Here is a 12,158-nt window from a genome sequence, read left to right as displayed (position 1 = left end):
GGCGTGCGGATAACCGCCGATACATCAAGGTTGCCACTGAGTGAGCAGGCGATGCAATGTTTCGCGGTCTTCTTCCGTGTGCAGGCGCTCGCGGGCTTCGCGATCGGATAGCAACTGGGCGATTTCCGAAAGGATCTCGAGGTGTTGCTGAGTGGCCTGTTCCGGCACGAGCAGGAAGATGAGCAGCGAGACCGGCTGACCGTCGGGCGATTCGAAGGGGATGGGTTCGGCAAGGCGGACGAACGCGGCGAGCGGCTGCTTCAAGCCTTTGATCCGGCCATGCGGAATCGCCACGCCTTCACCGAGGCCAGTCGATCCGAGGCGCTCACGCGCGAACAGATTGTCAGTGACCGTGCTACGGGCGATGCCGTTCTGGTTCTCGAAGATCAGGCCCGCTTGCTCGAACACACGCTTCTTGCTGGTGACCGAAAGACCGACGACGACGTTCTCGAGGGGAAGAAATTTGGCTAAACGATTCATGTTGACAGGCGAAAACGTGGCCTGGGTTCTCCTCGCTGGGGCGTTTGAGTGGCGTTCCATTCGTTTGATGCTCGCGGCGACGAGCGTGGAGGTGCAAAAAGCGCAGGACTCCGGCCGACCGTTTTTTCCGCCTGAGCTAACTTTGACCCCGATGGTAACCGGAACATTATAGAACAGGGTAGCCACGGATGGTGCGACGCGCCATCAATGCGCAGTGAGTTATGTTCTAGCGTCGATATGCCACGCGGCTATGCGAGAAATGGGCGTCCAGAAACAAAAAACCGCCCGGGTCCGGGCGGTTTTGCTGGTTAAGGAAAACGAAGAGCGAATGAAAAAATCCTCCAGGTTCCCTTACTGCGGCGGCACGTCTAGTTGCGGCGCCGGTTGATACTTGATCGCCTCATGCGCGTGGCCTTGCAGGCGATCCTTATGGCGAATGACTTGCCGGTCAAGCTTGTCGATCATCAGATCGATCGCAGCGTACAGGTCGCTGTCACAGCTCTCGACAAAGAGATCCTTGCCCTTGAGATGCAGGTTGATTTCAACCTTTTGACGCTTTTCCTTTTCCTTGTGGTTGTTGTCGACCGAGAGGACCACACTGCCGTCGATGACCTGATCGAAATGTCTTAGCACCCTATCCAGTTTGGTGATCACGTATTCGCGCAACGCAGGCGTTACTTCGAGGTGGTGTCCACTGATCTGCAGATTCATAGTGCTTCTCCAAGCTAGTGGCCGCTTGATCCGCACGATGAGGAAGGTCCGGTCGATCTGTCGACTTGCCTGAGTCGTCCCCCGGTGACTGACTTCTGGCAGGTCGCATCGGCCGGCCTGTCCGCCAACAGCGGAGCGGCCGGTAAATGCCCGCCACGGAAGGCGACGGGCTACAGAGACTTGCGCAGGTTGACTGCCGGAATCTTGAGCGCTTCACGGTACTTCGCAACGGTACGCCGTGCGACCACGAAGCCCTGTTCCGCCAGCAGTTCGGCTATGCGACTGTCTGAAAGAGGAGATTTCGGGTTTTCCGCTCCTATCAGTTGCTTGATAAGCGCGCGGATCGCCGTTGAAGACGCCGCGCCGCCCGTGTCAGTCGAAACGTGTGATCCGAAGAAGTACTTAAATTCAAGCGTCCCGAATGGGGTCAGCATGTATTTACCGGTTGTCACACGCGAGACAGTTGACTCGTGTAGGCCCAGCGTATCAGCAATTTCCCGCAAAACCAAGGGGCGCATGGCAATTTCGCCGTGCACAAAAAAGCTCTTCTGACGCTCGACAATAGCTTGCGCCACCCGCAGGATCGTCTCGAAACGCTGCTGGATATTTTTGATCAGCCAGCGCGCTTCCTGCAGTTGCTGGCGCAACGAACCGCTGCCCGGATCGCCCCTGTTATTGCGCAGGATGTTCGCGTAAAGGTGATTGATTCGCAGCTTCGGCACGACTTCCGGATTCAGCTCGGCCTGCCAGCCCTGTGCCGTCTTGCGCACCATGATGTCCGGCACGACGTAGTCCGCTTCGGCCTTGCCGTAAGCGGCGCCGGGGAACGGTTCGAGCGAGCGGATCAGCACGTGGGCGTCGCGTAAGTCGTCGTCGTTGGCCTTCAGGTGCTTGCGCAGACGCGTGAAATCGCGCGCCGCCAGCAATTCCAGATGGTGGGCGACGATATCGAGCGCGAGCGTGCGAGTGGGTGAGGCATCGAGCCGCAGCAATTGCAGCTTGAGACATTCCGACGCGGAACGGGCGCCGACGCCGGCCGGGTCGAAGCTATGCAGCAGCGCAAGCGCGGCATTCAGTTCGTCGAGGTCGACTTCGAGTTCTTCGGGCAGATCGGCCTGCACTTCCTCGAGCGTGGCGGCAAGGTAGCCGTCGTCGTCGAGCGATTCGATCAGGAAGGTGATCAGCGCCCGGTCGCGCTGGCTCGCCTGGGTGACGCGCAATTGCGCCATCAGGTGGTCGCGCAGCGAGGTGCTCGATTCGTGGATTTGCAGCGGCGGCAGGTCGTCGTCGTCCGAGGCGTTGCCCGAGCGGCCGTAGTCGTCGAGATTCCACTGGGACGCGTCGCCGTTACTGTCGCCGCCGAGGCCGTTGTATTCGTCCACGCCCTGCGGCTCGCCGTTCTCGGCGCGCTCGCTGCTGCTGGTGGACGATGACGACGTGCTGCCGCCCATCTGGTCGGGCGGAGCGGACGAATTGGGCGCCTGGGCGATCAGCGAGCCGTCGGCCGCCACGCGCAGCGGGCTCGCGATCCAGTCGTCCTCGTTCTCGAGGAGTGGATTTTGCGAGATCGCCATTGCGACTTCCTGCTGCAATTCGAGCGTAGACAACTGAAGCAGCCGGATGGACTGCTGCAGTTGCGGCGTCAGCGCAAGATGCTGCGATAGGCGGAGTTGGAGGCTGGCTTTCATGGCAAGTTGAGATTCATTGTAGAGAGTTTGCCACGACCGCGATACCTTGCGACATTCGCAATTACGCGTGCGCCTCTCGCGTGCACTCTCGTGCGCTCTTTCGGGCGGTCTTGGGCGGTGCTGGGCGCGAATCGGCCCGGGTCGAAAATACGCGTGTGCGGTTGCCGCACGGGGAGCCGGCGGGTGCGCGCTCGCACCGCCGGGAATCCCTGATGCGCTTACATGCGGAAGTGCTCGCCCAGATAGACGCGCCGCACGCTTTCGTTTTCGATGATGTCGCTCGGGGCGCCGGCTGCCAGCACACTACCGTCGCTGATGATGTAGGCGTGATCGCAGATGCCGAGCGTTTCGCGCACGTTGTGGTCGGTAATCAGCACGCCGATGTTGCGCTGCTTCAGAAATTTGACGATCTTCTGGATTTCGAGCACGGCGATCGGGTCGACGCCGGCGAACGGTTCGTCGAGCAGAATAAAGCTCGGATTGGTGGCCAGCGCGCGAGCAATTTCGACCCGGCGGCGTTCGCCGCCCGAGAGCGACAGCGCCGGATTTTCGCGCAAGTGCGAAATCTGCAATTCGTCGAGCAAGGCTTCCGTGCGGCTCGTAATGGTGTCTTTGCTAAGCCGCTTGCCGTTGTCTTCGTGCTGCAATTCGAGCACGGCACGAATGTTTTGTTCGACGCTGAGCTTGCGGAACACCGAAGCTTCCTGCGGCAGGTACGACAGCCCAAGCGAAGCGCGCTTGTGGATCGGCAGCAGGCTGATCGACTTGCCGTCCAGATCGATTTCACCCGCGTCGAGCGGCACGAGGCCGACGATCATATAGAACGAGGTGGTCTTGCCCGCGCCGTTGGGCCCGAGCAGACCGACCACTTCGCCGCTTTTGACGTCGAGCGACACGTCTTTGACGACGGTACGCGACCCATAACGCTTTTTCAGGTTGCGCACTGCCAGCGAACTACTGGTGCCGGCCGGCTTGCGATTGGGGAGGGACGCGGAGGTGCTCACTGGTTCGGCGCTCCCTGGATCGTAGTGGACGGCGCAAGCGTGGCCGACGCGCCGTTCAGCGGCGCGGCGCCGCCGTTGCGCGGCGCCAGCATGGCGCGCACGCGGCCGGTCGGGTTACCCGGGCCGGCTACGTCCTTACCTGCCTTCGCGGTATAGAAGTCGCTTTGGCCGTCGTACGTAATGACGCTGCCGTGCACCTGGTCCATGACCGTGGACAGGCCTTGCAGGCGTTTCACGGTGGCGTTGGTGGTGAGCGTGGTCAGATCCTGCTTGCCGTCGTAGTCGATACGAATGGCCGTGCCTTCGATGTACTCGTCGAGACCTTCGCGCTTCTGGCGGAAATACGACAGATTGCCGCCGTTCGAGGTGCCGGTGGCGTACTGATAGCCTTGCGGGTCTTGTGTCACTTCGACGCGGTCGGCCTTGATCACGATCGTGCCTTTGGTCGCGACCACATGGCCGGTAAAGATATTGACCTGTTTGAGGTCGTCGTAAGTCATGTTGTCCGCTTCGACGTTCAGCGGCTTGTCCTTGTCGGCACGGTCCGCGTGCGCGAGCGGCGCGAAGCCGGCGAGCGGCAACGCGACGATCAGCGCGGCGAGTCCGGCGCGGCACGCGGACAGGGAGCGCGAGCGGCCGGTATCAAAACGGGGGAACGATTCGTTCATGCAGTCACGCCTGGAATGGATTACCCGGGTTGCTTGGGCGAGCTGCCGCCTGCTTCGGACGGGGCGATCGAGCCTTTCACGTTGCCGAACAGCTGCATCACCCGGGTGACGTTGTTGTAGTTCATGCCGCTGGCAGTCATCACCGACATGCCGCGCTGAAGTTTAACCGGCTTTTCGGTCTCGATCACATCGTCGTTGACCAGCACCCTAAAATGCTGCGAATCCGCTTGCATCTGCGGATCTCCGAAGCCGGGCGCGCGCAGGATGCGCGCATTGTCGTATAGATCGACGATGGACGCGTCGCCGTTCACCTTACCGGTATCGCCGGTTGCGGTGACGATCGGCTTGCCCGGCTGGAACGCGCGCATGGCCGGTTTGACCATGTCGCTCAGCTCGTCGTCTTCGTAGTGGATCAGCGATTGCGCGGTCAGCCGGTATTGCGTCGAGCCCGACTGGTCGAGTTCGGAAATCGAGAAGTTGTCGGCGAAGTAGTCCGGCGTGTGTTCCTTGGGACGCACCACGCCTTCGTTCTGCCGGGGCAGGGTGGCCTGCAACAGCCACCACGTGATACCGGCGAGCGCAGCCATTGCGACCAGCGGAATCAGCGAAGTCAGGCGAAACTGGTTCATCCGACGAGGCCTCGCTGTTCGCCGCTACAGGCGGCCGCGAGCAACGCGTCGTATTTGTGCTGCGCGCGCAGCAACGTATCGCAGACTTCGCGCGCCGCGCCATGGCCGCCGCGCGCTTCGCTGACCCAATGGGCCCGCGCGATTACTTCAGGATGCGAGTTGGCCGGCGCGGCCGCGAAGCCGACCTTCAGCATCACGGCGAGATCGACCCAGTCGTCGCCCATGTAGCCGCATTGTTCCGCCGTCATGCCGGTTTGCTGCAGCAGGTCCGCGAACGCCTGGGGTTTGTCCTGCACGCCCTGGTAGACGTGCGTGATGTTCATTTCCTTCGCCCGCGCCGCCACGATGCCCGACTTGCGCCCGGTGATGATCGCCGTTTCGATGCCGGCCTGGCGCAGCAGCTTCATGCCGTGGCCGTCCATCGAATTGAAGCCCTTCATCGTGTCGCCTTCCGCCGTGAACAGCAGGCCGCCGTCGGTCAGCACGCCGTCGACGTCGAAAATCATCAGCTTCACGCGGCTTGCGCGTTCGGTTGCGGTGGCGGGAGCGAGGGCCATCAGATCACCTTCTTCGAGAACAGGTCGTGCATGTTGAGTGCGCCGATCAGCTTGCCTGCTTCGTCGACGACCAGCATCTGATTGATGCGGTGGCGCTCCATGAGTTCCACGGCTTCCACCGCGAGTTGATCCGGACCGATGGTGCGCGGGCCGGCGGTCATCACGGAGGCGATCGGCAAATTACGGAAATCGCCGTCGCGTTCGAGCACGCGGCGCAAGTCGCCGTCGGTGAAGATCCCGGCCACGTGGTCCGCGTGATCGACGATCGCGGTCATGCCCATGCGCTTGGCGGTCAACTGGAACAGCGCGTCGCGCACGGTAGCCTGGGGTGTGACCTTCGGCACTTCGTCGCCGGTGCGCATGACGTCGCGTACATAAGTCAGCAGGCGCCGGCCGAGCGCGCCGCCCGGATGCGAGCGGGCGAAGTCGTCGCGGCCGAAGCCACGCGCGTCGAGCACCGCGACCGCGAGCGCGTCGCCGAGCGCGAGCGCGGCGGTGGTGCTGGCGGTGGGCGCGAGGTTCATCGGACAGGCCTCTTTCGCTACCCCGGAATTCAGGTGCACGTCGGCCAGTTGTGCGAGACTCGATGACGGGCGGCCCGTCATCGCAATCAGCTTCGCGCCGAGTCGCTTGATGAGCGGCAGGATCGCGACGAGTTCTTCGGTTTCACCGGAATTGGACAGCGCCACGAACACGTCGTCGGCAGTGACCATGCCGAGGTCGCCATGACTGGCTTCCGCTGGGTGCACGAAGAATGCCGGCGTGCCGGTGCTGGCGAGCGTGGCCGCGAGCTTGCGGGCCACGTGGCCGGATTTGCCGATGCCGGAAACGACTACGCGCCCGCGGCAACCGAGGATGAAATCGACCGCCCCGACGAAACCATCGTCGAGTTGATCGCGAAGCGCGCGTACGGCGTCCGCTTCGATGTCGAGCACGTCGCGAGCGAGCGCGAGTGCCCGGTCGCCATTGATTTTCGCTATCATTCGCGAAGTATAGCAAAGGCGCCTGTTCGCCGCGCCGGGCCTGCTGTGCCGAGCCGCTGTCTCTATTGCTGCCTTTGACGGCCCCTCAACCTTGTCGCACGGCGTTTCTCGTGCGCGGTTCCGCTGACGAACGAGGACGCTTTACCGATGCGTTTCTGCCGATGATTTCCCCCCTCGAAATGACGCTGTTCCTGCTGCTTGCATCGGTGGCGGGCGTGGTGACCTTTCGCTTTCTGAATCTTCCGCCGATGCTCGGCTATCTGACGGTGGGCATCGTCGTCGGGCCGCATGCATTCGGTCTGATTCCGGACTCGGTCGGGGCGCAGAACCTCGCTGAATTCGGCGTTGTGTTCCTGATGTTCTCGATCGGGCTGGAGTTCTCGCTCGCCAAGCTGCGCTCCATGCGCCGTCTCGTGTTCGGCCTCGGCCTGTTGCAGGTGATCGGTACGATCGCGGTGGCGGTCACGCTCGGTTTCGTGCTGGAGCGCTGGGTGCACATCAGGTGGCAGGCAAGCGTGGCGCTGGGCGGCGCGCTCGCCATGTCGTCGACGGCGATCGTCAGCAAGATGCTGGCGGAGCGGCTGGAGATCGAGACGGAGCATGGGCGCAATATCTTCGGCGTGCTGCTGTTTCAGGATCTGGCGGTGGTGCCGCTGCTGATCGTCATCGCGGCGCTGGGCGGCAATTCCGAAGACCTGGTCAGCGCGCTCGGCGTGGCGGCGATCAAGATCGTGGTGGCATTGGCGCTCCTTTTGATCGTGGGTCAGCGGTTCATGACGCGCTGGTTCAACGTGGTGGCACGGCGCCGGTCGCAGGAACTGTTCATTCTCAATCTGTTGCTGGTGACGCTCGGCGCCGCGTTCATCACGGACAAGTTCGGGCTGTCGCTCGCGCTCGGTGCATTCATCGCCGGTATGTTGATCGCCGAGACGCCATACCGGCATCAGGTGGAAGAGGACATCAAGCCGTTTCGCGACGTGCTGCTCGGTCTCTTCTTCGTCACCACCGGCATGCTGCTCAATCCGCGGGTGATCTGGGAGCATCCGCTGATCGTGCTCGGCTTCGTGCTCGGGCCGATTCTGCTGAAGGCAGTCATGATCACGGGGCTCGCGCGGCTGTTCGGCGCCTCGCCGGGCGTCGCGATGCGCACCGGTATCGGCCTCGCGCAAGCGGGCGAGTTCGGCTTCGTGCTGCTGAATCTGATTCTCGACAAGCATCTCGTCGACGCCACGTTGCTGCAGGCGATACTCGCCGCCATGCTGCTGTCGATGCTGGCCGCACCGTTCATGATCCAGAACGCGGACCGCATTGTGCTGCGGCTTTCGTCGACTGAATGGATGATGCAGTCGTTGCAGATGACGCGCATCGCCACGCAAAGCCTGAAGCAAAGCGGCCACGTGATCATTTGCGGTTACGGCCGGGCCGGGCAGAATCTGGCGCGCATGCTGGAGCATGAAGGGTTGTCCTACGTCGCGCTGGATCTGGATCCCGACCGGGTCGCGGCGGCGGCGGCGGCGGGCGAGTCGGTCGTGTTCGGCGACGCCGGGCGGCGCGAGTCGCTGCTTGCCGCCGGTATCCATCGCGCGGCCGCGATCGCGATCACCTACGCGAACACGCCGTCGGCACTGCGCGTGCTGCACAACATTCACGAACTCGAGCCCACGCTGCCGGTGATCGTCCGTACTGTGGACGACGCCGATCTGGAAAAGCTGCTGGCCGCGGGCGCGACCGAAGTGATTCCGGAAATCGTCGAAGGCAGTCTGATGCTCGCCTCGCACACGCTCGTGGTGATGGGCGTGCCGATGCGGCGGGTGGTGCGCCGGGTCGAGGAAATGCGCGACGAGCGCTATGCGCTGCTGCGCGGCTATTTCCACGGCGCCGACGACGTGGACGACGACGACGGTCACGAACAGGTGCGGCTACAATCGGTGCCGGTCGACGAAAACTCGGACGCCGTGGGCCGCACGCTCGCGGAATTGGGCCTGTTCGACGTGGGCGTCGAAGTGACGGCGATTCGCCGGCACGGCATTCGCGGCGTCGAGCCGGACCCGTCCACCAAGCTGCGTTCGAGCGATATCGTGGTGCTGCGCGGTCTGCCCGAGCAGTTGGCGGAGGCCGAGGAACGGCTCTCGAAGCATCGGCGCGCGGGCGCCACCGCAGCATAGCGCCGCCTGTACCCAGGGCGAGGCGCGTGCCTGCGGGCGCGCCCTGGTTTAGCTTTTCATCGGACCTGTGCAGGTCCATCCGGAGACATCATGTCCAACGCGCTCTCGAGCGCGCCGCTCGATGCGGCCGATTACATCAAAAGCCACATTCGCACGGTGCCCGACTGGCCGGAGCCGGGCGTGCAGTTCCGCGATATCACGCCGCTTTTGCAGGAGCCGAAGTCGCTGCGCGTGCTGATCGATCTATTCGTGCAGCGCTATATCGACGCAAAGCTCGATTACATTGCCGGGTTGGATGCGCGAGGTTTTATCATCGGGCCGATTCTCGCGTATGAGCTGAACCTCGGCTTTATTCCGATTCGCAAGGCGGGCAAGCTGCCCTACAAGCGGGTCGCGCAATCCTATGACCTCGAATACGGCTCCGCCACCGTCGAGATTCACGAAGACGCCTGCAAGCCGGGTGATCGCGTTGTGATCATCGACGACCTGATCGCCACGGGCGGCACGATGATGGCCGGCAAGATCCTGCTCGAGCGGCTCGGCGCGGTCGTGGTGGAAGGCGCGGCGATTATCGATCTGCCTGAGCTCGGCGGCTCGAAGCTGCTGCGCGAAAGCGGTCTCGCGCTGTATACGGTGACTGGATTCGACGGTCATTGATTATTGGCGGCAAACGCGCTGCGAGAAGCTTCTTCCTGCTCACAGAGAAGGACACAACAATGCCTAACTTCCTGCTGTTTCTCGCCACCTCGATCGCGATTACCGTGGCGCCCGGCCCGGACAATCTGCAAGTGCTCGCGCGCGGGATCTCGCAGGGCCGCGCGGCCGGTTTCGTCGCGGCGCTCGGCTTCGCGGCGGGCATCACGTTTCACACCACGCTGGCCGCGCTCGGCGTGGCCGCGTTGCTGCGCTCGTCGCCGATGGCCTTTACAGCGATCAAGCTGGCCGGCGCGGCTTATCTGATCTGGATCGGCATCAAGGCCCTGCGTAGCCAGGGTCTCGCCACCGCGCACGAGCGCGCGCCGCAGCCGCTGATGGCGGTGTTTCGCCAAAGCGTGCTCGGCAATCTGCTGAATCCGAAGGTGACGCTGTTTTTCATCGTGTTTCTGCCGCAGTTCGTGCAGCCGAACGGCTCGCAAAGCGTCACGCTGCAGATGTTCGAGCTCGGCGCGCTGTTCATGTTGCAGACAGTGGTGGTGTTTTCGCTGTTCGGCGTGTGCGCGGGGATCGTGGGCGGTTATCTGAAGCGTCGCCCACGGGTGGGCGTGTGGCTTGATCGCCTGGCAGGTGCGACGTTCATTGCCATCGGCATTCGGGTCGCGTTGCGCGATTGAGGTGAGCGGCGCGGTGCCCAGCGCTCACCGTCAAACACCGGAAACAGTTTGGAGCTTTACATGACTTTGCCTTGCATCACCGCCGCGCGCCGCTTTGACGTGCATGCGCATGTGCCGTTCTGGATCGGCGCCGAACAGGTTGGCTGGATCCGCACGAGCGATGTGCCGTCGCTCGCGCGCTGGCCCGATGTGTTCGACCTCGACACTAACCGTGTGACGCTCGCGCCCGCATTCAATACGGTGGATTTGCGCAGCGCCGCGCTCGGTTCCGTGATCGGCGCGCTCGCCGCCGAAGGCCGCATTCCAGGCTGGCGCAACGAGACCTACGCGATCCGCAACGCGTTCGATGCGCCGCCGCTCGCGTATATCGAACGCGCGGCGTCGCGCTTCTTCGGCACGATGACCTACGCGGTGCATCTGAACGGCGTCGTAGAATACGCAGACGGTGCGCCGCAATTGTGGATCGCGCGCCGCAGCGACACCAAGGCGACCGACCCGGGCATGCTCGACAATGTCGTGGCAGGCGGGATCGGCTGGGGCTTCGGCGTCGAGGCGACGATCATCAAGGAGTGCTGGGAAGAAGCCGGCATTCCCGAGGAGATCGCCGCCCGTGCCGCGGCGGGCCGCACCGCGCATGTGCTGCAATCGTTGCCGGAAGGCACGCAGGCCGAACAGATTTTCATCTACGACCTTGCGTTGCCGGCTGATTTCGCGCCGCGCAACCAGGACGGCGAAGTGGGCGAGCACCGGCTCGCGCGCATCGACGAAGTGGCGCGCTGGATCGAGGAAGGCGCGATGACAGTCGATGCGAGTCTCGCCACGCTGGATTGCCTGTTGCGCCGCCGTTGGATCGATGAAGACGCGTGCGCCGGCATCGAGGCCATGTTCGTGCCGCCAGCGCTCGCCTGATTGCCGCAAAGGTGCGCGCGCAACGAGAATGTCGAAACACGCCGCATCGAGCCGTACATACCGAACAAACCATGCATTGAAGAAGGGAGTCACCCAGGTCATGTCGACCGATCACAGCTTTATCCTCAAACTGTCGTGCGCCGACCGGCCCGGCATCGTTCACGCAGTGTCGGGCTTTCTGTTCGAGCGTGGCAGCAATATTCTCGACTCCGCGCAGTTCGGCGACAGCCGCACCGGCGAGTTCTTCATGCGCGTGCATTTCCAGCAGGTGGGCGGCGATCCGGGTCTGGAAGCGTTGCGCACGTCGTTCGCGACGCTGGCTGAACAGTTCGGCATGCGCTGGGAGTTGCACGACGCGTCGGTGAAGCCGCGCGTGGTGATCATGGTGTCGAAGATCGGCCATTGCCTGAACGATCTGCTGTTCCGCTACCGCACCGGCCAGCTGGGTATCGAGATTCCCGCGATCATCTCGAACCACAAGGAGTTCTATCAACTCGCCGCCAGCTACGACATTCCGTTCCATCACTTCCCGTTGTTGGGCGCGACGCCGGACGCGAAGGCCGCACAGGAAGCACGCGTGCTTGAAGTGATCGACGAGCATCAAGCCGACCTGGTGGTGCTCGCGCGCTACATGCAGATTCTGTCGCCGAAGCTGTGCGAAGCACTCGCCGGCCGCGCGATCAACATTCATCACTCGTTCCTGCCGAGCTTCAAGGGCGCGAAGCCGTATTACCAGGCGTTCGACCGCGGTGTGAAGCTGATCGGCGCGACCGCCCATTACGTGACGACGGATCTGGACGAAGGTCCGATCATCGAGCAGGAAGTGGAGCGCGTCGACCACAGCATGACGCCGGAGCAATTGACGGCGATTGGCCGCGACGTCGAATGCGTGACGCTCGCGCGCGCGGTGAAGTGGCACGTGGAACATCGCGTCGTGCTGAACGGCAGCAAGACGGTGGTGTTTCGCTAAAGGCGGTTGATCGCTTTGCGGCAGAGATAAATGGCGGTAGCCGGACGACTCCGGCGCCGCCAT

13 protein-coding genes are annotated in these 12,158 nt (G+C 63.0%); 5 read left to right on the top strand and 8 right to left on the bottom strand.

All coding sequences use genetic code 11. The annotated features are described in order from the left end of the window. Positions 1-24 precede the first annotated feature (24 nt). From P0D71_RS30215 to kdsD, 8 genes are all read right to left on the bottom strand, one after another. Positions 25-540: a PTS sugar transporter subunit IIA gene (locus P0D71_RS30215; RefSeq protein WP_091796800.1), complete on the bottom strand. Its 516-nt coding sequence runs from the start codon at positions 538-540 to the stop codon at positions 25-27. A 291-nt stretch (positions 541-831) separates the two neighbouring features. After that, positions 832-1,191 (bottom strand): ribosome hibernation-promoting factor, HPF/YfiA family, encoded by a 360-nt coding sequence (gene hpf / locus P0D71_RS30210; protein WP_007179410.1) that lies wholly within the window; start codon positions 1,189-1,191, stop codon positions 832-834. A gap of 170 nt (positions 1,192-1,361) precedes the next feature. Next, a complete protein-coding gene (locus P0D71_RS30205; RefSeq protein WP_091796799.1) occupies positions 1,362-2,879 on the bottom strand; it encodes an RNA polymerase factor sigma-54 in 1,518 nt (505 codons plus the stop codon). A 218-nt stretch (positions 2,880-3,097) separates the two neighbouring features. Further along, the gene (gene lptB / locus P0D71_RS30200; RefSeq protein WP_091796798.1) at positions 3,098-3,883 is read right to left on the bottom strand and encodes an LPS export ABC transporter ATP-binding protein; all 786 of its coding nucleotides are present in this window, start codon (positions 3,881-3,883) and stop codon (positions 3,098-3,100) included. Continuing rightward, positions 3,880-4,551, bottom strand: coding sequence for a lipopolysaccharide transport periplasmic protein LptA (gene lptA, locus P0D71_RS30195; RefSeq protein ID WP_408483340.1), 672 nt, complete (start codon positions 4,549-4,551; stop codon positions 3,880-3,882). Before lptA ends, lptB begins: the two co-directional genes overlap by 4 nt. A 20-nt stretch (positions 4,552-4,571) precedes the next feature. Beyond that, a complete protein-coding gene (gene lptC / locus P0D71_RS30190; protein WP_408483339.1) occupies positions 4,572-5,180 on the bottom strand; it encodes an LPS export ABC transporter periplasmic protein LptC in 609 nt (202 codons plus the stop codon). Continuing rightward, complete coding sequence (locus P0D71_RS30185) at positions 5,177-5,737, bottom strand: KdsC family phosphatase (RefSeq protein WP_408185969.1); 561 nt, start codon at positions 5,735-5,737, stop codon at positions 5,177-5,179. Before P0D71_RS30185 ends, lptC begins: the two co-directional genes overlap by 4 nt. Next, entirely contained in the window at positions 5,737-6,720 is a 984-nt protein-coding gene (gene kdsD, locus P0D71_RS30180; RefSeq protein ID WP_408483338.1) for an arabinose 5-phosphate isomerase KdsD, read from the bottom strand. Before kdsD ends, P0D71_RS30185 begins: the two co-directional genes overlap by 1 nt. A gap of 161 nt (positions 6,721-6,881) precedes the next feature. Here kdsD and P0D71_RS30175 point away from each other — a divergent pair, with 161 nt between their 5' ends. From P0D71_RS30175 to purU, 5 genes are all read left to right on the top strand, one after another. Then, positions 6,882-8,885 carry a monovalent cation:proton antiporter family protein gene (locus P0D71_RS30175; protein ID WP_091800824.1) on the top strand — a complete coding sequence of 668 codons (2,004 nt, stop codon included), beginning with the start codon at positions 6,882-6,884 and terminating at the stop codon, positions 8,883-8,885. Between the two features lie 90 nt (positions 8,886-8,975). Further along, positions 8,976-9,542, top strand: a complete 567-nt coding sequence (locus P0D71_RS30170) for an adenine phosphoribosyltransferase (RefSeq protein ID WP_091796793.1) — start codon at positions 8,976-8,978, stop codon at positions 9,540-9,542. A gap of 59 nt (positions 9,543-9,601) precedes the next feature. Next, a complete protein-coding gene (locus P0D71_RS30165) occupies positions 9,602-10,216 on the top strand; it encodes a LysE family translocator (protein ID WP_091796792.1) in 615 nt (204 codons plus the stop codon). A gap of 60 nt (positions 10,217-10,276) precedes the next feature. Then, a complete protein-coding gene (locus tag P0D71_RS30160; RefSeq protein ID WP_408353380.1) occupies positions 10,277-11,125 on the top strand; it encodes an NUDIX hydrolase in 849 nt (282 codons plus the stop codon). A gap of 100 nt (positions 11,126-11,225) precedes the next feature. After that, on the top strand, positions 11,226-12,095 hold the full coding sequence (gene purU, locus P0D71_RS30155; RefSeq protein ID WP_091796790.1) for a formyltetrahydrofolate deformylase: 870 nt from the start codon (positions 11,226-11,228) through the stop codon (positions 12,093-12,095). Positions 12,096-12,158: the final 63 nt, after the last annotated feature.

The sequence above is a fragment of the Paraburkholderia sp. RL17-383-BIF-A genome, assembly GCF_046028015.1.
Taxonomy (GTDB): Bacteria; Pseudomonadota; Gammaproteobacteria; order Burkholderiales; family Burkholderiaceae; genus Paraburkholderia.
This window is presented reverse-complemented; position numbering and strand designations above follow the sequence as displayed.